The sequence below is a fragment of the Bacillus sp. DE0042 genome, from assembly GCF_007680225.1.
Lineage (GTDB): Bacteria > Bacillota > Bacilli > Bacillales > Bacillaceae_G > Bacillus_A > Bacillus_A wiedmannii.
On the sequence record NZ_VEJP01000008.1, the window covers coordinates 36,298 to 59,185 of the forward strand.

At 35.8% G+C, this 22,888-nt stretch carries 23 protein-coding genes; 16 read left to right on the forward strand and 7 right to left on the reverse strand.

Annotated features, from left to right (window positions below):
• Positions 1-5: 5 nt before the first annotated feature.
• Complete coding sequence (locus tag FS802_RS24670; protein WP_098654611.1) at positions 6-1,151, reverse strand: M20 peptidase aminoacylase family protein; 1,146 nt, start codon at positions 1,149-1,151, stop codon at positions 6-8.
• Between the two features lie 88 nt (positions 1,152-1,239).
• Positions 1,240-2,148 (reverse strand): EamA family transporter, encoded by a 909-nt coding sequence (locus tag FS802_RS24675; protein ID WP_000947017.1) that lies wholly within the window; start codon positions 2,146-2,148, stop codon positions 1,240-1,242.
• Positions 2,149-2,473: 325 nt separating this feature from the next.
• On the opposite strand from FS802_RS24675, the gene FS802_RS32100 reads away from it, so the two are divergent.
• The 3 genes from FS802_RS32100 to FS802_RS24690 all read left to right on the forward strand — a co-directional run bounded on the left by FS802_RS32100 (position 2,474) and on the right by FS802_RS24690 (position 3,938).
• On the forward strand, positions 2,474-2,617 hold the full coding sequence (locus FS802_RS32100; RefSeq protein WP_087944407.1) for a peptidase T: 144 nt from the start codon (positions 2,474-2,476) through the stop codon (positions 2,615-2,617).
• A 16-nt stretch (positions 2,618-2,633) separates the two neighbouring features.
• Positions 2,634-3,341: a cytochrome c-type biogenesis protein CcdA gene (ccdA, locus tag FS802_RS24685; protein ID WP_001152684.1), complete on the forward strand. Its 708-nt coding sequence runs from the start codon at positions 2,634-2,636 to the stop codon at positions 3,339-3,341.
• 90 nt (positions 3,342-3,431) lie between these two features.
• On the forward strand, positions 3,432-3,938 hold the full coding sequence (locus tag FS802_RS24690) for a CcdC family protein (RefSeq protein WP_001028637.1): 507 nt from the start codon (positions 3,432-3,434) through the stop codon (positions 3,936-3,938).
• 71 nt (positions 3,939-4,009) lie between these two features.
• Here FS802_RS24690 and FS802_RS24695 read toward each other — a convergent pair whose 3' ends face one another.
• Positions 4,010-4,441, reverse strand: a complete 432-nt coding sequence (locus FS802_RS24695; protein ID WP_000889390.1) for a DUF2621 domain-containing protein — start codon at positions 4,439-4,441, stop codon at positions 4,010-4,012.
• A 103-nt stretch (positions 4,442-4,544) separates the two neighbouring features.
• The gene (locus FS802_RS24700) at positions 4,545-4,841 is read right to left on the reverse strand and encodes a hypothetical protein (protein WP_000262403.1); all 297 of its coding nucleotides are present in this window, start codon (positions 4,839-4,841) and stop codon (positions 4,545-4,547) included.
• 244 nt (positions 4,842-5,085) lie between these two features.
• Between FS802_RS24700 and FS802_RS24710 the strand changes: the two genes are divergently transcribed.
• On the forward strand, positions 5,086-5,673 hold the full coding sequence (locus tag FS802_RS24710; RefSeq protein ID WP_098654612.1) for an AAA family ATPase: 588 nt from the start codon (positions 5,086-5,088) through the stop codon (positions 5,671-5,673).
• Positions 5,670-6,242 carry a DJ-1/PfpI family protein gene (locus FS802_RS24715; protein ID WP_088122896.1) on the forward strand — a complete coding sequence of 191 codons (573 nt, stop codon included), beginning with the start codon at positions 5,670-5,672 and terminating at the stop codon, positions 6,240-6,242. Before FS802_RS24710 ends, FS802_RS24715 begins: the two co-directional genes overlap by 4 nt.
• Before the next feature lie 13 nt (positions 6,243-6,255).
• Here the strand turns inward: FS802_RS24715 and FS802_RS24720 are convergent, their stop codons facing one another.
• Positions 6,256-7,200, reverse strand: a complete 945-nt coding sequence (locus FS802_RS24720; RefSeq protein ID WP_142336899.1) for a class I SAM-dependent methyltransferase — start codon at positions 7,198-7,200, stop codon at positions 6,256-6,258.
• Between the two features lie 194 nt (positions 7,201-7,394).
• Here FS802_RS24720 and hutP point away from each other — a divergent pair, with 194 nt between their 5' ends.
• The 10 genes from hutP (at position 7,395) to FS802_RS24770 (ending at position 19,754) form a co-directional block, all read left to right on the forward strand.
• Positions 7,395-7,835, forward strand: a complete 441-nt coding sequence (hutP, locus tag FS802_RS24725) for a histidine utilization transcription antiterminator HutP (RefSeq protein ID WP_000926520.1) — start codon at positions 7,395-7,397, stop codon at positions 7,833-7,835.
• A gap of 103 nt (positions 7,836-7,938) precedes the next feature.
• Positions 7,939-9,456 carry a histidine ammonia-lyase gene (hutH, locus tag FS802_RS24730; RefSeq protein WP_000631836.1) on the forward strand — a complete coding sequence of 506 codons (1,518 nt, stop codon included), beginning with the start codon at positions 7,939-7,941 and terminating at the stop codon, positions 9,454-9,456.
• Between the two features lie 23 nt (positions 9,457-9,479).
• Complete coding sequence (hutU, locus tag FS802_RS24735; RefSeq protein ID WP_000416701.1) at positions 9,480-11,138, forward strand: urocanate hydratase; 1,659 nt, start codon at positions 9,480-9,482, stop codon at positions 11,136-11,138.
• 12 nt (positions 11,139-11,150) lie between these two features.
• Positions 11,151-12,422 carry an imidazolonepropionase gene (gene hutI / locus FS802_RS24740; protein WP_000887534.1) on the forward strand — a complete coding sequence of 424 codons (1,272 nt, stop codon included), beginning with the start codon at positions 11,151-11,153 and terminating at the stop codon, positions 12,420-12,422.
• On the forward strand, positions 12,401-13,372 hold the full coding sequence (hutG, locus tag FS802_RS24745; RefSeq protein ID WP_098654614.1) for a formimidoylglutamase: 972 nt from the start codon (positions 12,401-12,403) through the stop codon (positions 13,370-13,372). The genes hutI and hutG overlap by 22 nt, the downstream gene beginning before the upstream one ends.
• 281 nt (positions 13,373-13,653) lie before the next feature.
• The gene (locus tag FS802_RS24750) at positions 13,654-14,115 is read left to right on the forward strand and encodes a CarD family transcriptional regulator (protein WP_170771247.1); all 462 of its coding nucleotides are present in this window, start codon (positions 13,654-13,656) and stop codon (positions 14,113-14,115) included.
• Between the two features lie 918 nt (positions 14,116-15,033).
• On the forward strand, positions 15,034-16,161 hold the full coding sequence (locus FS802_RS24755) for an alkene reductase (protein WP_098708148.1): 1,128 nt from the start codon (positions 15,034-15,036) through the stop codon (positions 16,159-16,161).
• Positions 16,162-16,228: 67 nt separating this feature from the next.
• Complete coding sequence (locus FS802_RS24760) at positions 16,229-17,797, forward strand: FMN-binding glutamate synthase family protein (protein WP_144525542.1); 1,569 nt, start codon at positions 16,229-16,231, stop codon at positions 17,795-17,797.
• 382 nt (positions 17,798-18,179) lie between these two features.
• The gene (locus tag FS802_RS24765) at positions 18,180-19,118 is read left to right on the forward strand and encodes a ring-cleaving dioxygenase (protein WP_000412720.1); all 939 of its coding nucleotides are present in this window, start codon (positions 18,180-18,182) and stop codon (positions 19,116-19,118) included.
• Between the two features lie 24 nt (positions 19,119-19,142).
• Positions 19,143-19,754, forward strand: a complete 612-nt coding sequence (locus FS802_RS24770) for an alpha/beta hydrolase (RefSeq protein WP_000975462.1) — start codon at positions 19,143-19,145, stop codon at positions 19,752-19,754.
• A 47-nt stretch (positions 19,755-19,801) separates the two neighbouring features.
• Here FS802_RS24770 and FS802_RS24775 read toward each other — a convergent pair whose 3' ends face one another.
• Positions 19,802-21,334, reverse strand: a complete 1,533-nt coding sequence (locus FS802_RS24775) for a BA3702 family sensor histidine kinase (RefSeq protein ID WP_098708115.1) — start codon at positions 21,332-21,334, stop codon at positions 19,802-19,804.
• A 235-nt stretch (positions 21,335-21,569) separates the two neighbouring features.
• Here FS802_RS24775 and FS802_RS24780 point away from each other — a divergent pair, with 235 nt between their 5' ends.
• On the forward strand, positions 21,570-21,941 hold the full coding sequence (locus FS802_RS24780; RefSeq protein WP_001246940.1) for a VOC family protein: 372 nt from the start codon (positions 21,570-21,572) through the stop codon (positions 21,939-21,941).
• A gap of 20 nt (positions 21,942-21,961) precedes the next feature.
• Here the strand turns inward: FS802_RS24780 and FS802_RS24785 are convergent, their stop codons facing one another.
• Positions 21,962-22,771, reverse strand: coding sequence for a YitT family protein (locus FS802_RS24785; RefSeq protein ID WP_000251341.1), 810 nt, complete (start codon positions 22,769-22,771; stop codon positions 21,962-21,964).
• Between the last annotated feature and the right edge of the window lie 117 nt (positions 22,772-22,888).

The following is a 22,888-nucleotide window of genomic DNA, read 5'->3' on the forward strand; positions in this document are numbered from 1 at the left end:
CTTTTTTATGCAAATTGTTTAAGTGCTTTTTCAGCTAACAAAGCGAAGTATTCTGCACTTATAGGTAATGCTTGCTCATCTACTGTAAAAGCTGGATGATGCCATTCATGTGTACCACTCGTTCCCATAAAAACGAATGAACCAGGTATTTCTTGTTGATAAAAAGAAAAATCTTCTCCGGCCATCGACGGGGTAGGAGAGATGATATTTAAATTCATTTCTTCAGCAACTTGAGAGGATAAGTTTGTTAAAGATGTATCGTTCTGAACAGCAGGAGGACCTGCATAAAAACGAAATTCTGTTTTTACACCTAATGCATCAGAAACCCCTTGAATAATACGTTTCATGAGAGCTGGAATCTTTTCACGTGTTTCAGTTTGGAATGTACGTACAGTTCCTTCCAGCGTTGCTTTTTCAGGAATTACGTTCCACGTATTTCCTGAATGGATGTTTGTGACACTGACGACGGCATTATGTGAAGAGCTTATATTTCGGCTTACAATTGTTTGGAGTGCCATCACGATTTGAGAGGACGCGACAATAGGGTCTACACCAGCATCTGGTACAGCTGCATGTGTACCAACTCCGTGAATTTCAATTTCAAATCGATCGACCCCGGCCATCAGTGGACCATCTTTAATACCGATTGTACCTACTGGTAAATCAGGTTTATTATGCATACCGAAAATAGCTTGCACGCCATGTAAATGCCCGGCTTCAATTACTTTGCAAGCACCATTGCTACTTTCTTCAGCTGGTTGGAATATAAAGCGTACAGTTCCGCTAAGAGAAGATTCTTTTTCTTTTAATAAATAAGCGGCACCTATAATAGCAGCTGTATGAAAATCATGCCCACAAGCATGCATTTTACCGGGAATTTTTGAAGCGTACGGTAAATTTGTTTCTTCTTGAATAGGAAGGGCATCAATATCAGCACGGATTGCTATAATTGGTCCGCTATTATTCCCTGAAATTTCAGCAATAACGCCTGTTTCTAAATTAGAATTTATAATCGTAATGTTTTTCTCTTCTAACCAATTTTTTATAGTCTTCGTCGTTTCAAATTCTTCGTATGATAATTCTGGATGCTCATGCAAATTTCGACGAATAGAAATTAGCATCTCAGTTAATTGCTCTAGATTTGCTGCCACGTATAATGCCTTCTTTCTTAAATAAAGTATTTACATTAAGTATACAATAAGAAAAGAGAGGATTCTCAAATGAAAATCCTCTCTCGTTTTATGCTGCCAATTTTTTGTGTGTATGATGTTTACGATAACGTCCACGCATTGCATAGGCAATTTGCGGGATTGCAATACCGATTAAAATAAGTGATACACCGATCCATTGTGAAGATAGCACCGCTTCTTTTAAAACGAATACAGACATAATTGTTGTAACTGGTAGTTCTGCTGCACCAAGAATAGTCGCTAAGCCAGAACCGATCTTTGGAATACCGATTGTAAAGGCGATAGAAGGAATAACGATACTAAATGTTCCTAATCCTAAACCGTATTTCCAAAGTCCTTCAGAAATTGCACCGCTAAAAATAAATGTTGGCGGGAATACGATCATTACTAAAGTTAAAGCGCCAGTCATTAAGAGAACACCGCGCGGTAATGAAGGTACTTCAACAGCAACTTTTCCGCTCACGAAAATGTATGTTGCGAATGTAACAGCAGATAATAAACCTAGTATGATTCCAGTCATATCGAAATCACCTGCTGATTTCTCTAGTAAACCACTTGATAAAAATGTACCTGCAAGTAAGAAAATAACGGAAATAACCTTTTCTCTTGAAGGTAATGTTTTTGTTACGACTGCTTCAATAATAATTCCGACCCAAACGAATTGGAATAAAAGTATAATTGCAATAGATGCTGGTACAGTTTTTAATGAAGCATAATAAAAAATTCCAGTAAAACTTGCAGATGTACCTGCAACGAATAAAATTAACGCTTGTTTTAATGGAACACGATGTCTAGAAAATAGAAGAGTAATAGCAAGCAAAATAATCCAACCGAACAAATATTGGCTGCCAATTACCTCTCCAAGTGAAAATCCGTCTGCATAGGCAAGTTTAACGAAAATAGCTAAAATCCCATAACTACACGCTCCTAATAAAACTAAAAGAGAATAACGAAGCATGAAAAATTCCTCCCATCTATATGAAATTGTTCCTAACGGACATATATAACTAGAGGGAAGTATACAAAATTAAAAATAAAGGGTCAAATAAAAGAAAAGTGTGACATTTTATAGAATAATAATAAAAGTATGATATTTATGCATAATCTTGAAATTAGTAATAATAAAAGTATTGTAAAATCAGCTTCGTATTGTATAAAGGCAGCACTTGAAAAAAATATTTTTTAGGGAGATAGAAGGGTAGTCCATTATAGTGTGCTAATCATTTGAGAAACTATGTTACCTTTGTTATGTTAATAACAATTAGAGAAGTTTCGTAGTCTAATTGAGATTGTTCTATATAATAGAAGGAAATGAAAACGTTTTATTAGAAACTGTTTGTAAGGGTAGTTTTTCTTATTATCACGTTGTTAAAGTGAGTTCACGAATTGTTCATAGTATTTTTATGTGTTTTTGCTACAATATGTAAGGAGAGGAGTGGAATCATGCAAGATATTAGTATTTTTTTAGCGTTTGGCGCTGGATTTTTATCATTTATTTCCCCATGTTGCTTACCGCTTTATCCGGCATTTTTATCGTACATAACAGGTATGTCGGTTTCTGAGTTGAAAGAAGAAAATGCAATGCTTCGTAAAAGAAGTATGATACATACAGCGTTTTTCTTACTTGGATTTTCAATTATATTTATTGCAATTGGGTTTGGTACAAGTTTTATTGGAGGCATCTTTACAAATTATAAAGATTTAATTAGACAGTTAGGTGGTATATTTATCATCGTGTTCGGTCTTATTATTGTCGGTGTGTTTAAGCCGAAGTTTTTAATGCAAGACCGTAAATTTACGTTTAAAAATCGTCCGAGTGGCTATTTTGGATCCGTTCTAATTGGATTGGCCTTTGCTGCAGGGTGGACGCCTTGTACTGGACCTATTTTAGTGTCTGTCATTGGATTAGCAGCAACAAATCCAGAATCAGCAATGATTTATATGATAGCATACATACTTGGGTTTGCTATCCCATTTTTCGTGCTATCATTCTTTATTACGAAAATGTCTTGGATTAAAAGAAATAGTATGAAATTCATGAAAATTGGAGGATACGTTATGATTGTCATGGGTATCTTCCTATATTTCAACTGGATGACGAAAATTATCGTATATTTCTCAAGTTTATTTGGTGGTTTTACCGGTTTTTAGTATTATTCTGTGAAAATGTTGGAAATACTAACGGAAAAGCATATAATGAAAGTATATTTTGCATATAGCCACAAAAAAGGATGAGAAAATATGAACATAGTTGTTTTATCAAGTATCGTTGCTGTTTGTATGGCTGTCGGTGCGATGTTTATTCGTTTAAAAGCAGCTAAGAAACCTGCAACATTGAAAAAAATTATACTTCCCCCATTTTTTATGAGCACGGGAGCGTTGATGTTTGTTTTTCCTGAATTTCGATTAACTCCAGCAGAAATGTTAGAAGCAATTGGCGTCGGTTTATTTTTCTCTATTTTCCTTATTAAAACATCTAAATTTGAAATTAGAGGACAAGAGATTTATTTGAAGCGTTCAAAAGCCTTTGTTTTTATATTAATTGGATTACTTGTCGTGCGAATTGTATTTAAAACATACTTAAGTCAGTCTCTTGATTTAGGACAACTTAGTGGTATGTTCTTCTTACTGGCGTTCGCGATGATTGTGTCATGGAGAATTGCTATGTACCGTTCCTTTACGAAATTACAGAAGGAAATGGAAAAAGAAGATGGTTTTTATAATGAAAAAGATATGAAGCTAACTTGAAAACGTTATATGTATAAAATAAAAAGGACAGCGTCAAAGGCGCTGTCCTTTTTATTGAAAATAATGTGAAGTTACTTTGCGAGTAAAGATTTATAGTTAGAATAATCAATCTCTTTTTCTTGTAGTTTTTTTACTAAAAATTTATGATCACGCTTCGGTGTAGCAATAATATATCCTTTAATAATTAAATCTTGTGTAATTTGAGAGGCTTTTTCTTGTAATGCCAGTTCTCCGATTTTGCCAGCAATTTTTGATTTAGCAACATCGCGAAATAGTTCTGGAACAGGACTTACGAGCTCTTCTAACAATTGTTTTTGTTCTTCATCCCATAAATGTCTAGTTTTATTAATATAGTGCTCTTCCCAATCTAAAATGGACATACCATCTTCTTTAGGTAATCTTTTTAGGAATTTTCTGAACATAAAGTATCCACCGATAGACATAAGTCCTAATAAAATAACAGTCCATAGCACTATGAACCAACTGAACCATCCTTCGAGCAAGCTTATCCCCCCTTAATGATTGCGGTTTTCTTTTATTCATATTATAAACAGTGAGATTCATAGAAAGCAAGAACGCTTGGTCATTTTGACCAAGCGTTATCATTTAAACAAAGTATAGTTGTTCAACACATAAATTATTATTATCATCTTCTACATATTCAATGATTAATGTGCCAACTTTACGATCTTTATCTTCAGTTGTGAAAATAGAGTAAGAAGTAAAACGTGCTGTTGATAGGCCGCTTATATGTGTAGGTAAAGAAATGTAGTCGTTATCGCGGAAGAATTCCATCAGTTCAATATCTTCAAATTCTTTTCGATCAACTTGTTTGTTTGTATAGCGGCGTTGAAGTTGTTTTAAAGACTCATTCCAAGAAATTGCTTTTGTATCGTATACCATTGTTCTATCTCCTTACTGTATGTAATCATTAAGAACATACGTTCTAAACTAGTATACTCTTTTTATTAGAAAAGGGAAAGCAAAAAATAATGTAAGCTTGGATTTCCAAGCTTACATTATTGATGCGTCCGTCATAATCTCTATTTTTATTATAAGTTAGATAAGAATAAGAAACAAGATGATATATATTCTGTTGATGGTTTTTAAAATTCTGTATATTATAGATATACTAAAATGCAAGGGAATGAGAGGAATGGCATATGTAATTTCGCTTCAAGGACCGATGGCAGGCGGAAAAACAACATTGGCTAAAAGGTTAGAGAGATGTGGGCTTTCAGTTATATATGAAAATCCACATCCAATTGTAGAAAAGCGAAAACAATTAAATTTGGATATGAATTCAAAAGAAGGATTTATAATAAATCAAAAAATGTTTATGGAAGCAAAAATAAAGGAGTTTCAAAATGTGAAAGATTCAGTCGTGATTTTTGATCGCGGACCAGAAGATATTGAATTTTATACACTCTTTTATCCGAAAGTGATAGGGAAAGAGTGGGATATAGAAACAGAATTAAAAGATGAATTGTATAAATTAAGAGAATGCTGTTCGGATGCAATTTTTTATTTAGATGTTTCGAAAGAAAATTTATATGATAGAAAAAATAATGACGGGGCAAGAAATCGAAGTACATTCGAAGAACAATTTAAATTAGTAGAAACTGAAAAAGAATGGTATAAACAATTTCCTGTAACTTATGTGGACACGAATACATTAACAGTGGATGAGTTAGAAGCATATTTTATGGGCTGGTTAAAGGAGAAAGGACTATGAAAAAAATATTATTATTCGTATACCCAACATTTGCGGAGTTTGAAATTACAGTAGCAACAGCATTGCTGAAAAAGAAATATGAAATCATTACTGCGGGCTTAACAAAAGGGTTGATTATAAGTGAAACAGGCTTGCAAGTACAACCGCATATAGAATTAAGTGAAGTGCGTGTAGATGAATATGAGGGGATTATCATTCCAGGGGGAGACGAAGTACATATGAAAGACGCAGATATTCTCTTTTCAGTCATTCGCCAATTTTCTGAAAAAGAAAAATTAGTAGCTGCGATTTGTGCTGGACCGTATGCGTTAGCAAGAGCAGGTTTATTTAAAGGGATTTCTTATACAGCGACTATAGATTATCAAAAGTTAGATTGTTTTCCAGTAGAAAATTTTGTATATAAAGAAGTTGTACAACACTCAAATATTATTACTGCACAAGGACATGCTTTCGTACCATTCGGAATAGCAGTTGCTTCTTATTTTGGAGTAGCTAACGAACATAATATAAATTTTTATGGCGGAAAGGGCAATATGATGATGGACAAACTTTTACATGAGAATGTATAAAAGCTAGCATTTGCTAGCTTTTTTCTTTTTGACATCGATAAATGGCTAACGTTTTCGGGTCGCGCCATATACCGTTATGAAGTGACAATTCATTTTCTACTTCTTTTTTTAGCCATTCCTTCATTTCGGCGTGAAGATATGTACTATCAGGTATATTTAGCGATGGAAACATGCTAGAAATATAGCTTGCAATCGGAGTAGCATGATGAAAAACGAGAGCATTATGAATAACTGTTTCTTCAACAGTTGGAAAAAAAGACTGTAATATCTCTTTACCATTTTCTAAACAAAATGGAGTGACTGATGATGTTGTTTTCGGTAAATCAAATGCGTCTAACATGCGGTTACACATTTCAACTATACGAGGTAATGTAACGTCAGAATTTGTTGTAGCTAAAAGTGAGCCTCCGGGACGAATTACTTTATGGAATCCTTGAACTGTTTTTTCGACATCTTTCATGTGATATAACATATGTCTTGCGATGACCCAGTCATAGCAATTAGCTTCAAAAGGAAGTTTACCAGCATCACCTAGTTTCCATTCAATTATGCTATTCTTTATTGCAGCTTCAGAAAGCATCGTTTTTGATTGATCAAAACCGGTTAGTTGGCCTTTATGACCGTTAGTTTGTAAAAGGGAAAGAAAATTTCCATTAGCACACCCAACCTCTAATATTTTTTCTTCTCCTTGAAGTTGTAAATGTTCCATGACGAGTTCATCTAAATTTACTTGTTTTTCTTCGTAATGTTTATGCGTATCGATACGTGGTAAATGGTTGCTTACGTTATATTGGCGTTTTACATCATTCATTTTTTCACATTCCACCTTCGTGCAAAATTGCTGAATCGCGTGTGTTAATACGTCGGTTTTCTTTAAACCTTCGTAATGGAGTGCAGATTCAAACCTTTCAAGTAATTTTTCTTCAATTCGAAAATGAATATCTTTTCGCTTCGTCATTGAAATATCGCCCCTTTGCATCTGTTAGTGAGACTATAGCACGCCTGAAAAATTCGTGTAAATAATTTGTGTACACAAATGGAGGGGATGAAAAAATTGTTCGAATGTGAGTTTAAACTATTGACGATTTAACTGTTTTCATATATTCTTAAATTAAGAAATATTCAAATAATTAAAAGAAATGAGAGAGTCACATGCTTCTTCAAGGAACACATCGAATTGGTCGTATGGCCATGTTGTTGGCACTTGCGGATGAGAATGAAAGCCCTGTATTATCTATTCCAAAAGGTTGGAAGTATTGTACGGGGAAAGTGGGTTCGATGAATTCGCAAAAAGTTGTAGCAGCAATGGAAACAGCGGCTAAGAGCACCCAAGTTATTGAAACAGATGTTTACAGAGAAACACATGCACTTTATCATGCAATTATGGAAGCTTTGTACGGAGTGACGAGAGGTCAAATTCAGTTAGCAGACGTTCTTCGTACAGTAGGACTTCGCTTTGCGATTGTGCGCGGTAGACCATACGACGGAAAAAAAGAAGGCGAATGGGTTGCTGTTGCATTATATGGAACGATTGGTGCACCTGTAAAAGGATCTGAGCATGAGGCGATTGGTTTAGGAATTAATCACATATGATTTGCCCATAGTCTATTAGTTAGAAGGGGGCCTTACTTTTTTAGGACAGAAGTCTGTCTTAAAAAGATAAGGTCCCCTTTTGCCTTTTTAAGGAGGAAAAAGAATGATTACGTTAACAGGACACACATTGACAATTGAAGAAATGAAGAGGTTGTTACTTGAAGGGGAAGGTGTAACAGCTTGTCCAAATAGTATGCAAAAGGTGGCGGAGTGCCGCGAAGTTGTTGAGAAAATTGTAGAGGACGGAAAAGTCGTTTACGGTATTACAACTGGATTTGGAAAGTTCAGTGATGTGCTTATTCAAAAAGATGATGTAAAGGCACTTCAACACAATTTAATTCAGTCACATGCATGCGGTATAGGTGATCCATTCCCTGAAGAGGTATCACGCGGTATGTTAATTTTACGAGCGAACACGATGCTTAAAGGAGTATCTGGTGTTAGACCACTTGTTGTAAATATGCTTCTTGAGTTTGTAAATCGTAAAATTCACCCAGTCGTTCCGCAACAAGGGTCACTTGGTGCGAGTGGCGATTTAGCACCTTTATCTCATCTTGCGCTTGTATTATTAGGCGAAGGTGAAGTGTTCTATAAGGGGAAACGCGTTCATGCGATGGTTGCTCTTACAGAAGAAGGGCTTGAACCGATTGAACTTGAAGCGAAAGAAGGGCTTGCATTAATTAATGGTACGCAGGCGATGACAGCGCAAGGAGTTCTTTCTTATATAGAAGCAGAAGCAATGGCGTATCAAGCTGAATTCATTGCTTCGATGACAATTGAAGGATTACAAGGCATTATTGATGCATTTGATGAAAATGTTCATAAAGCGCGTGGTTATAAAGAGCAAGTGGAAGTAGCGAGCAGAATTCGTAACATCCTTCATGATAGTAAATTAACAACAAAACAAGGAGAACTACGAGTACAGGATGCATATTCACTTCGTTGTATCCCGCAAGTACACGGTGCTTCTTGGCAAGTTTTAAATTATGTGAAAGAAAAATTAGAAATTGAAATGAATGCAGCAACGGACAATCCACTAATCTTTGATGGTGGGGAAAAAGTAATTTCGGGTGGTAATTTCCATGGTCAACCGATTGCGTTTGCGATGGACTTCTTAAAAGTAGGAATGGCGGAACTTGCAAATATTTCAGAGCGTCGTATCGAGCGTTTAGTAAATCCGCAATTAAATGATTTACCTCCATTTTTAAGTCCAGAACCAGGACTTCAGTCTGGTGCAATGATTATGCAATACGCTGCAGCGTCACTTGTTTCTGAAAATAAAACGTTAGCACATCCAGCGAGTGTTGATTCAATCCCGTCATCAGCTAACCAAGAAGATCACGTAAGTATGGGAACAATCGCTTCACGCCATGCACATCAAATTATTCAAAATGTAAGACGTGTTCTTTCAATTGAGATGATTTGTGCGATGCAAGCAGCAGAATATCGCGGTATTGAAAACATGAGTACAGTGACGAAGAGCTTCTACCATCAAGGCCGTCAACAAGTACCTTCTATTACAAATGATCGCATATTCTCAACGGATATTGAAAATATTACGCACTGGTTAAAAACGAATTATTCGATAAAAGAAAGATTAGATGTAAACGCAGCACTATAAAATGAGAAAAGGGAGAGATTGAAATGGAAAAAGTTAAACAAACAATTCGCGCGCCAAGAGGTACTGAATTACAAACGAAAGGGTGGGTTCAAGAAGCTGCACTTCGTATGTTAATGAACAATTTAGATCCTGAAGTTGCTGAAAAACCAGAAGAATTAGTTGTATATGGCGGAATTGGCCGTGCAGCTCGTAACTGGGAAAGCTACCATGCGATTGTAGATTCATTAAAAACGTTAGAAAGCGATGAAACATTACTTGTTCAATCAGGAAAACCAGTTGCAATCTTTAAATCGCATGAAGATGCACCTCGCGTACTTTTAGCGAACTCAAACTTAGTACCAAAATGGGCGAACTGGGATCACTTCCGTGAACTAGAGAAAAAAGGTCTTATGATGTACGGACAAATGACAGCAGGTAGCTGGATTTACATTGGAACACAAGGTATTTTACAAGGAACATATGAAACGTTTGGCGAAGCGGCACGTCAACATTTCGATGGTTCATTAAAAGGTACATTAACACTTACTGCTGGCTTAGGAGGTATGGGTGGTGCACAACCTCTTGCTGTAACGATGAACGGCGGTGTTGTCATTGCTATTGATGTTGATAAGCGCAGCATCGATCGTCGTATTGAAAAGAGATACTGTGATATGTATACAGAATCATTAGAAGAAGCATTAACGGTTGCGAACGAGTATAAAGAGAAGAAAGAACCAATTTCAATTGGTTTATTAGGAAATGCGGCAGAGATTTTACCAGAACTAGTGAAGCGCAATATTACGCCAGATTTAGTTACGGATCAAACATCTGCTCATGATCCATTAAACGGTTATATTCCAGTAGGTTACACATTAGAAGAAGCAGCGAAACTTCGTGAAGAAGATCCAGAACGTTACGTACAATTATCAAAAGAAAGTATGACAAAACATGTAGAAGCAATGCTTGCTATGCAAGAAAAAGGCGCAATTACATTTGATTACGGAAATAACATTCGCCAAGTTGCTTTCGATGAAGGTTTGAAAAATGCATTCGATTTCCCAGGATTCGTTCCAGCATTTATCCGTCCATTATTCTGCGAAGGTAAAGGACCATTCCGCTGGGTAGCACTTTCTGGTGATCCAGAAGATATTTATAAAACAGACGAAGTAATATTACGTGAGTTTGCGGATAATGAGCATTTATGTAACTGGATTCGTATGGCTCGTCAGCAAGTTGAGTTCCAAGGTCTTCCATCTCGTATTTGTTGGTTAGGTTACGGTGAGCGCGCGAAATTTGGTCGCATTATTAATGAAATGGTGGCAAATGGTGAATTATCAGCACCAATCGTTATCGGTCGTGATCATTTAGATTGCGGATCAGTAGCATCTCCAAACCGTGAAACAGAAGCGATGAAAGACGGTAGTGATGCAGTAGCCGATTGGCCAATTTTAAATGCATTAATTAACAGTGTAAACGGTGCGAGCTGGGTGTCTGTTCACCACGGTGGTGGCGTTGGTATGGGTTATTCACTTCATGCTGGAATGGTTATCGTTGCAGATGGAACAGAAGCAGCAGCAAAACGTATTGAGCGCGTATTAACTTCTGATCCTGGTATGGGTGTTGTTCGTCACGTTGATGCAGGATATGACTTAGCTGTGGAAACTGCGAAAGAAAAAGGCGTTAACATTCCGATGATGAAATAAGGAGGAGAAAACATGCTGGACACTTTACTAATAAATATCGGTCAATTACTAACAATGGATCAAGAAGATGGCTTGTTAAGACGGGAAGCGATGAACACGCTTCCTGTTATCGAAAACGGTGCGGTTGGAATTGAAAATGGCGTAATTACTTTCGTTGGAACAGCGGAAGAAGCGAAAGGATTACAAGCGAAAGAAGTTATTGATTGCGGAGGGAAAATGGTTTCTCCTGGTCTTGTTGATCCGCATACTCACCTTGTATTTGGTGGATCTCGTGAAAATGAAATCGCACTAAAATTACAAGGAGTTCCGTACTTAGAAATTTTAGAACAAGGCGGAGGTATTCTTTCAACTGTAAATGCAACGAAACAGGCGTCGAGAGAAGAACTTGTTCAAAAAGCGAAATTCCATTTAGACCGTATGTTATCTTTCGGAGTTACAACTGTAGAAGCGAAGAGTGGTTATGGATTAGATGATGAGACGGAATGGAAACAATTAGAGGCAACTGCACAATTACAAAAAGAGCATCCAATCGATTTAGTTTCCACATTTTTAGGTGCTCATGCAGTTCCGAAAGAGTATAAAGGTAGATCGAAAGAATTTTTACAATGGATGTTAGACCTACTACCAGAAATGAAAGAGAAGCAATTAGCTGAATTCGTTGATATTTTCTGCGAAACAGGTGTGTTCTCTGTCGAAGAATCAAAAGAGTTTTTATTAAAAGCGAAAGAGCTTGGCTTTGATGTGAAAATTCATGCAGATGAAATTGACCCTCTTGGTGGTGCAGAAGCAGCGGCTGAAATTGGTGCAGCATCAGCGGACCATTTAGTGGGCGCTTCTGATAAAGGAATTGAAATGCTTGCAAACTCTAATACAGTAGCTACTTTATTACCAGGAACAACTTTCTATTTAAATAAAGAAAGCTTTGCTCGTGGACGTAAAATGATCGATGAAGGTGTTGCAGTTGCTTTGGCTACAGACTTTAACCCAGGTAGTTGTCCAACTGAGAACATTCAGCTTATTATGAGCATTGCAATGCTCAAGCTGAAAATGACACCAGAAGAAGTTTGGAATGCCGTAACAGTTAATTCTTCTTACGCAATTAATCGAGGTGATGTAGCTGGAAAGATTAGAGTTGGTCGTAAGGCAGATTTAGTTTTATGGGATGCTTACAATTATGCTTACGTACCGTATCATTACGGCGTGAGTCATGTAAATACAGTATGGAAGAATGGTAATATCGCATATACAAGAGGTGAACAATCGTGGAGCACGGCCACTATTTAAAGAAAAATGCAAAGTTTATCGATCGTGAAGTGACGAAATGGAGTGAGATGATTAAAGATTGGGAGGAAGGCTTGGAAATATTCGGTGCTGCCTTAATTGGAGCACCCCTTTCTAAACCATCTATTAGTCATTCAGGAGCAAGTTTTGCGCCAAAAACAATTCGTGCAATGTTAGATGCATATAGCACGTACGCAATTACAGAAGAACATGATATGAAAGAAAGTGTCTTATATGATTGCGGCGATATTACGATGCATGTGACTGATATAAAAGAAAGTCATAAGCGCATTGCGAAAACAGTTGGTCATGTAACGAAAGTAAATCCGAACATGATACCAATCGTTCTTGGTGGTGACCATTCGATTAGTTTTCCAAGTATAACAGGGTTTGCAAATAGTAAAGGGAAGGTCGGTGTTATTCAATTTGATGCCCATCATGATTTACGTAATTTAGATGATGGTGGCCCATCAAATGGTACACCGTTCCGTAGTTTGCTAGAAAATGATGTCATTAAAGGAAAACAACTCGTTCAAATCGGAATTCGTAATTTTTCAAATGCACGAGCGTACCATGAATATGCAAAAGAACATGGCGTGACAGTGTATACAATGAAAGATGTACGAGAGCGACAAATCAAAGATATTATCACAGAAAGTATTGAAGTATTAAGAAAGCAAGGCGTGACTTCTATTTACATTTCTCTTGATATGGATGTACTAGATCAAGCATTTGCACCAGGTTGTCCAGCAATTGGTCCTGGCGGTATGGATAGTACGACTTTACTTGATGCGATTGAATTTCTTGGTAAAGAACCGCTCGTTCAAGGGATGGATATAGTAGAAATTGATCCAACCCTTGATTTCAGAGATATGACGAGTCGAGTAGCTGCGCAAGTGATTATGAGTTTTCTTTTAGCGAGAGAGACAGTCCGTAAGCAGGTTAGTATATAGGCGTGAAATTAATAGGGAATGTTTAACGATTCAGTATGAAAAACACATTACTACTTATATGTAGTAATGTGTTTTTATGTAAAAAGAGAAGGTGAAATTAGAATGTATATATGTGTGGAAAAGTTAATAAGATTGCGGGTTTTTAATGATATTTTACGAAATTATTTTCTTAGTTCGAAAGGATTGACATTAAAAATAATTTTATGATAAAATAAAAATTTTGCTAAAAAAATGATTGTGTGTTAAGATTGAGAAGGTTACCATATATGGAGGTGGATTATTTGTTTCAAATTGGCGATAACATTGTTTATCCAATGCAGGGAGCAGGTATAATTAAAGCCATAGAAGAGAAGGAAATCACAGGAGAAAAACAACAATATTATGTTATAAAAATGTCGGGTAGTAATATGGAAGTAATGATTCCGGCAGGGAGAATATTGAGCTCAAATATACGACCAGTCACGGATATAACGGCAATAGCACACATATTGGATATTTTTCAACATGGAGAATCTGATAGATTACTTACGTGGAAACAAAGGTATAAATTGAACACTGATAAAATAAAGACGGGTAAAATACAAGAAGGTGCTGAAGTTGTACGTGATTTATTACGTATGCAGAAAGAAAAAGCACTTAATGCAAGCGAAAAGAAAATGTTAGATAACGCACACGAATTTTTGATTAGTGAACTGGGATTAATTGAAGGTATCACGGAAAGTCAAATAAAAAGCTTTTGTTAAGATTCATTACAAATAATGTATTAGATCCCAAAAAAGGTTTTGAATTTTTTGGGAACATAATTATAGAGAATTAATCATTTCAAAGACATTCAATTCTTTCAAACCACTTTTAGAGCATTAACCTCTTTTGTTATTACTACAATCAAATCCATTTTTATTTTTTAAATTCTTTACGAATATTCGAAGTTTAATTAAACACTTCGATAGAATAGTTACTTGATTTTTGCAATCCTGATTCACACTGGCACGGACGAGGAGCCGTAAGGATGAAAGAGAGGTAGGGCTTTCATTGTTTTAGGTTTATAAGTTATTATTTTTAGAAGAATACTGAACCACTCTCACTTCTACTGCTAAGGAATTTTTTATATGTGAAGAGATAATAATTGTTTATATTCTTTATATTAAAGAGATAAATGAATTGTTAGCCATATACGGTCAACTAAAAAGGAGTGTCATATAGTCGAATTATCGACTATATGACAGCTCCTTTTTTCATGGGGATTAGGAACGGATAAATAGAAAAAATACTTTCAACTATGTAGGAGTCTTTTATTCGTTCCTAAAATTTTTGTTTGTATAATAAAAAACAAATGAATGATTGAAACCTCGTAACTGTAAGTTTGAATATAGTACAGTGGAAATCGTTTTTTTTAGTAAATAGTTTGAAAAACAATTACCAATATATTCTATAGTAATAAAACTAGAAGAAAAGAAAACATCCACTTAACAAGTATTTTTCTCATCCACTTACTGAATATAAAAATAGACAGTAAGAGTCTTGAATACCAGAACCCTTAAAGTTAAAAAACAGTTAGTTTTATTATGCGAATATTTCTACATAAGAGCGTATAAATTGACGTTACTATCTAAAAGTAAGTATGATGCGATTATAGTAAGAATTTTTTAGGGGGAAGAAAAATGACAAGTTCAAATAATAAAGCAGCAAGTATTTATGAAGGAACAAATATAAACGCTTGGGGATCTTTTGAAAATATTGAAGAAACGAAGTTATTTGACTCGATTCAAATTGGATCTTGGTCTCTTCGTAATCGCATAGCAATGGCACCGATGACGAGATGTTTCGCGAATCATGAAACGGGAGTCGTTGGTACTGATGTAGTCGAGTACTATAGAAAGCGTGCAGCTGATGAAGTTGGATTAATTATTACAGAGGGAATCGTCATTAGCCCAAGAGCAAAAGGGAATCCGGGAGTGCCAGGAATTTATACGCAAGAACAAATCGATTCGTGGAAGCCTGTTACAGAGGCAGTACATAAAGAAGGCGGAACGATTATTGCTCAAATATGGCATGTTGGCCGTATGAGTCATCACGAGATAATTGGTGGGCAAATGCCACAAGCACCGTCTGCTATCGCTGCAGAGGGAAATGTTCCGCGTTTTCGTAAACCGTTCGACACGCCAGAAGCAATGACGTTAGAAGAAATACAAGAGGTGATTGGTCAATACTCACAAGCTGCGAAAAACGCGATCGAAGCTGGATTTGATGGAGTAGAAATTCATGGGGCACACGGATATTTAATCGATCAATTTACTTATGAGTTCGCAAATAAGCGTACTGATAAATACGGCGGAGATTTAAAGCAAAGGCTAACGTTTATGAAAGAAGTAACGGAGGCTGTAATAGAAGCTGTTGGGGCTGATAAAACACTTCTTCGTTTCTCTGCTTTCAAAGGTGATAATCCAACTTATATGTGGGAAAACCCTGAACTTGCAATTGAAATGTTTGTAAATATGTTCAACGAAGTTGGATTAACGATGATTCACCCTTCAACGATGAATTATACGGCAGTTATTGCTGACGGAAAGAATTTTCATCAATTAGTAAGAAAATATTGGGAGGGTACGATTGTAGGAGTAGGGAATTTAAATCCGAAAGAGGCTGAAGAAGCATTGCAAGAAGGAACAATTGATGTAGTGGCATTCGGAAGACCTTTAATAGCTAATCCAGATTTTGTTCATCGAATTAAAAATGCTGAAAGTTTAGTTGAATATGATGCGAAAGAGCATCTTGCTACATTAATTTGAATAAAGATAAAAGGAGAACACATCAGGTGTTCTCCTTTTATTATGGATTTTCATAGGAGGAAGCGGGATGAGTGAAACGCTACTCGTTATTATTAGTATATTGCTCTTATTGATGTTACTATTAATCATTTTTTTTATTATTACATTTTTTATTAAAAAACGGACGCATCATTCTATATTAAAGTTACATCCATACTTAGGAAGGATGCGTTATTTACTTGAAAAGATAGGACCGGAATTTAGGCAATATTGGTTTGATCATGATACGGATGGAAAGCCCTTTTCACGTTATGATTTTCAAAGTGTAATGTTTCTAGCAAAATACCGTTCAGAAATACTCGGTTTTGGATCAAAACGAGATTTTGATGCATCTGGATATTATATCGCTAATACATTATTTCCGAAATTAACAGATGAATTAAGTGTGAATGTAACGCAAGAACGTGAAGGGAAAAAGTATGTGATTCATAAAGAAGGGTTATTTTCACGAAGAGAAAAATTGACAGCGGATACAACGAATCTTTGGTTATATGAAGAAGACGATGCAATTATCGTCGGTGAAAACCGCAAATATCCGTGGAAGCTACATGGCATGTTTGGGGCATCTGCGACTTCTTACGGTGCGATTGGCGAAAATTATATTTTAGCGAGCGGGTTTGGTGCGAAGATGGCTGGCGGATCGTGGATTAATACTGGCGAAGGTGGCGTTATTCCAGAACATTTACATACAGGTGCGAATATCGTTGCGCAAATTGGTCCAGGGTTATTTGGATATCGTGATGAGGATGGTAATTTTTCAATGGAGAAATTTATGGAGAAAGCAAAAGAAAGTAATATTAAAGCATTCGAATTGAAATTTGGGCAAGGTGCGAAAATACGTGGTGGCCATCTAGAAGGACAAAAAGTAAATGAGAAAATTGCTTCTGTTCGGAATGTGCGAGAAGGAGAAACGATTAATTCACCGAATCGATTTCCATTTTTAAAGAATGCAGTAGATACACTTTATTTTATTCAACGTTTGCAAGAAAACGGCGGTAAACCAGTTGGGATGAAGATTGTAATTGGACAGCAGGAACCGTTGGACGATTTATTCAAAACGATGAAAGAGTTAAATATTTATCCAGATTTCATTACAATTGATGGTTCAGAAGGTGGATCAGGTGCTACGTATAAATCAATGGCAGATAGTATGGGAATACCGCTTATTCCAGCATTACTGACATGTATTGATACAGCGAATCATTACGGTGTTCGGGACAAATTCAAAGTGTTTGCCTCAGGGAAATTAATTACACCAGATAAAGTGGCAATTGCTTTAGCTATTGGTGCAGATGCTGTAAATTCAGCACGCGGATTTATGATGGCAAGTGGCTGTATAATGGCACTTCAATGTAATTCCGGACAATGTCCATCTGGAGTTGCCACGACGAATCCGCACTATCAAAAAGCGCTAGATCCGTATGAGAAGAAATGGCGAGTAATGAATTATGTTGTTAGTATGAGATATAGTTTGTTCTCACTTGCGGCAGCAGCGGGAGTAAAGAGCCCGCGTCATTTAACGAGAGAGCATATTGTGTTTAAAGATGAGGTGGGGCGGGTAGTTCCTCTTTCAGAATTGTTTCCTAGTAGTAAATAGAAGATAAGCTACGTTTAGTAGATTAAAAGTCATACGAAATAATTAGCGAAGAGAGTAAATGCTAACTAGCATTTACTCTCTTTTGATTTAAAATGAAAATAAGTGCTTATTGACAACTAAAAGTAAGTAACTTATAATAAATATTGAATTCAAGATAATTTATTTCCGAATAAAGATTTCAGATGGAGTAAATATTTTTTGGAATTTATCTCGAATTCGAGATAAATTTAGTGATATAGAAGATAATGCGTAATTTCACAACTTATATCTCGAATTGAAGATAAAATCATAACGATGGATTTTACTTTGCAGCATGGACAAAATGAATAATGAATTTTAATGTATAAAAGTTTTTAAAATGAAATAAAAAGGGGCGGAGAAAATGGAAAAGAAAACAATGGGAATTCATCACATTACAGCAATCGTAGGACACCCACAAGAAAATGTAGATTTTTATGCTGGTGTGTTAGGTTTACGTTTAGTGAAACAAACAGTGAATTTTGATGATCCAGGCACGTACCATCTTTATTTTGGTAACGAAGGAGGAAAGCCTGGAACAATTATTACGTTTTTCCCATGGGCAGGTGCTCGGGAAGGAATTATTGGTGACGGTCAAGTAGGCATTACGTCTTATGTCGTACCAAAGGGCGCAATGGAGTTTTGGGAAAATAGATTAGAAAAATTCGATATTTCGTATACAAAAATGACTCGATTTGGAGAGCAGTATTTAGAATTTGATGATCCACATGGTTTGCATATAGAATTAGTAGAAAGAGAAGAAGGCGAATTAAATAATTGGACTTTTGGAGAAGTTACGCCAGAAGTAGCAATTAAAGGATTTGGCGGTGCTGTTCTTTTATCTGCACAACCTCAAAAAACAGCTGAATTGTTAGAGCATGTTATGGGTCTTGAGAAAATTGGAGAAGAAGGTGAATTCGTTCGATTCCGTTCTTCTGCTGATATTGGGAATATTATCGACTTGAGGCTATCGACAATCGGGCGTGGCCAAATGGGTGTTGGTACAGTCCACCATATTGCTTGGAGAGCGACTAACGATGATGATCAACTCGACTGGAAAGAACATGTGTCTCGTTTTGGATACCACGTAACTCCTGTACAAGATCGCAATTATTTTAACGCAATTTATTTTAGAGAACACGGGGAAATTTTATTTGAAATTGCAACAGACCCTCCTGGTTTCGCTCATGACGAATCGTTAGAGACGATGGGTGAGGAATTAAAGTTACCAGAGCAATATGAACCACATAGAAAACAAATTGAACAAACACTTTTACCATTTGAAGTGAGAAATTTAGATTAAAGTGATTGAAAGGGGAAAAGGATTATGATGAAACATGTTTTTCAAAAAGGAAAAGATACGTCAAAACCAGTGTTGTTATTACTTCATGGTACAGGAGGTAATGAATTAGATTTATTACCACTTGCAGAAATAATTGATCCAGAAGCATCTGTATTAAGTGTTAGGGGAAATGTACTAGAACAAGGCATGCCACGTTTTTTCCGCCGATTAGCAGAAGGCATTTTTGATGAAGAGGATTTGATTTTCCGCACGAAGGAATTAAATGAGTTTTTAGATGAAGCTGCAAAAACATATGAATTTGATAGAAATAATATTGTAGCTATCGGTTATTCAAATGGAGCAAACATTGCTGCAAGCTTATTATTCCATTACGAAAATGCATTAAAAGGTGCTGTCCTTCATCACCCAATGGTACCTAGAAGAGGAACACAATTGCCTAATTTAGCAGGGAAATCCGTATTTATCGCTGCTGGGACAAATGACCCGATTTGTTCATCAGCGGAGTCAGAGGAATTGAAGGTACTATTAGAGAATGCAAACGCTACTGTTACAATGCATTGGGAAAATAGAGGACATCAATTAACGATGGGTGAAGTAGAAAAAGCAAAAGAATGGTATGTCAATACAGTATTATAAAAGTAAAAAAAGAAGCATCTGCTAACAATTAGCAGATGCTTCTTTTTTTACGACTGAATTGCAAGATGAGATGAAGAAAGCGGAAGTTGAATATCAACGATCGTACCTTTATCTAACTCGCTTGAAATGTGTAATTTACCATGATGTTCTTCAATTATTTTGTAACACATCATTAATCCTAGTCCTGTTCCCTTTTCTTTTAAACTATAAAATGGTTCGCCTAGACGAGAGATACGATCTTCTGGGATACCACAACCTTCATCGATAATCCTTATTAAAATAAAGGTATCATCTAATGGTTTTGTTTGGATGTAAATATTTCCGCCATTTGGCATTGCTTCTATCGCATTTTTTAATATATTTATAAAAACTTGTTTTAATTGATTACCATCACATTGAATATCATGTTTGTAATCAAAATGATCCATAATGATATGAACACTATGCATAATAGCTGTTGGTAAAATAAATGTAACTACCTCTTCAATTAAAGCTTGTATGTTACAAGTTTGGATAGATAATACTTGTGGTTTAGACATCGCCATAAATTGACTCGTGATAGATTCCATTTGTGAAATCTCACTTAACATAACATCGATATACCATTTCTGCTCCTCATTTATTTCAGGGAGTAGCAATGTTAGAAAACCTTTTAGAGAAGTGAGTGGATTTCGAATTTCATGGGCAATTCCAGCTGTCAGTTGTCCGACTACTGCGAGCTTTTCTGATTTTCGTAATAACTTTTCCGTTTCTTTTAGCTCGGTAACATCTCTTCCCATTACGATAAGACCTTTACGGGAGCCGTCAGGATGATAAAGTGGAACTTTCGATATACTTAAGATTAGATCGAAATCATCTCTATGAATAATAAATTCCTCGCCATGAAGAATTTGTCTTTGTTGCCATGCTAGTTCGTCGACTTCTTCACAATGTAAAAAAGCCTCTCGGTACGCTTCGTTATATTGAATGAGTTCACTATCTTTTTTCCCATGGTAAGGTACATGATGGAAATTGAAACAAGAAAGTGCGTAGTCATTTGCCTCAAGCCAGCGCCCCTCATGATCTTTAAATATAACAAACGCAGGCATGGAGTTCACTAATGTACGTAACCTCTTCTCACTTTCTTTTAGCATATTCTCAATTCTTTCTGATTTTTCAAGAGGCTTCATAATAGTATATACGCCAGTTAGACGATTTTGGACAAAAATAGGAACTAGTTTTGTCACGACGTCTAATAAGAATCCACTTTTATGATAAATAGATAAGATATACTCTTGTTGATTATCTGCTTCAGTATTCTTTATATTTTGTAATACTTGCTCAGAAATATGAGCTTCTAAAATAGAGGTAATATTTTTCTGTTCTAATTCTAAAGAATTGTAACCTAATATTCTTTCGGCAGAAGGATTTATATGTAGTATAACTCCCTCTAAATTTAATGAAATAATACTATCAGGATTGTGTTCGAACAGAGATGCGTACATTTCTGTTAATGAACGATCTTGTATATGGTTTCGCAAACGTCTAGAAATGTTCGGATGACGTTTTCTTTGAGTTGATGAATATTTTTTACGACTCATAATAGTTCCTCCGTACAAATAGCATCTAAAAAGATTTGTCTATCCATAACTATAATATAGATGTAATGTGTATTTCTATAAAAAATGGAAGTTATATAATAAATTTTGTTTTCTTTATTTTGGAAAAGTGAGTGTAAGGTCGTAATAAGGGGAGCTTATATTGTTTTATAAATCTTTTGTAAGTTACAGGAGTAGGTTTTCTTTATAACATTAGGGTAGAAGAGGGGGAGAGAAAATGAGAAATTATATTCAAGGTATCGATCATGTGCAAGTAGCTGCGCCTGTAGGGTGTGAAGAAGAAGCACGAGAGTTTTACGGTAATAAAATTGGTATGGAGGAAATAACGAAGCCAGAGGAATTAAAGAAGCGTGGTGGGTGCTGGTTTAAGTGTGGAAATCAAGAGATTCATATCGGAGTTGAGAAAAACTTCAATCCAGCTAAAAAGGCGCATCCAGCTTTTTATGTTTTAAAAATTGATGAATTTAAACAGGAGTTAATAAAGCAAGGCATTGAAGTAATAGATGATCATGCACGGCCAGATGTAATTAGATTTTATGTGTCAGATCCGTTCGGAAATCGAATTGAATTTATGGAAAATAAAAACTAGGTGGAAATCCACCTAGTTTTTTAACCTTTTCTAAACAATCCTAATACTTCAACCGTTTCGGTAATGTTAACGAATGCATGAGGGTCAATTTCGGAAATTGTTAATTTCATACTTGCTAATTCTTCACGAGAAATGACGGTCATAAGTACACGTTTTTTTTCGCTGGAATAAGCACCTTCACCATCAAGTAATGTAATTCCACGTACAACAGTTGAAAGAAGTTGTTTTTTCATTTTTTCTGCTTCATTTGTTACAATCATAAGTGTAACCTTTCGATGTTTCGTATGAATAGCATCGATGACTTTACCAGTTACATAAATTGATAGTAAGCTTGTAAGAGCAACATCCCAAGTGAAGAAGAATCCTGCAATTATTACAACGACTGCATTTAAAATAATAAGGAATCCACCAAGTTTAATGTCTCTTTTTCGAGACAATAGCATACCGATAATATCAAATCCACCAGTTGATCCATTACAGTTAAAAACAAGGCCGATACCAGCTCCAGCAATGACACCACCAAAGATAGATGATAAAAGTGGGTCTGTTGCTACGACTTTTACTGGAACGTAGTATAATGCAACAGATAATACAATAACAGAGATAACAGTGTTAAAAATCACTTTTTTTCCAAGACCTATGTATCCTAAAATAAGGATAGGTAAGTTTAATACAAAGTTAATAATACCTGTGTTTACAGGCGTTACAATCCCTAAAATAATAGCAATTCCGCCAATTCCACTACTTAAAATTTTGTGGGGGATAAGGAAAAGATTAAATGCAATCGCAATAATAATAGAACCGATAATAACACCAAGAAATCTGACCATCTCTTTCCCGTCCTTCACTAAAAAATTCATATTATTTCAAGATTATATATGATATTGAAAGTTTTGCGTAAAAACAGTTTATTTCGGGAAATTAGATTAATCAAAAGAATTCGAGTA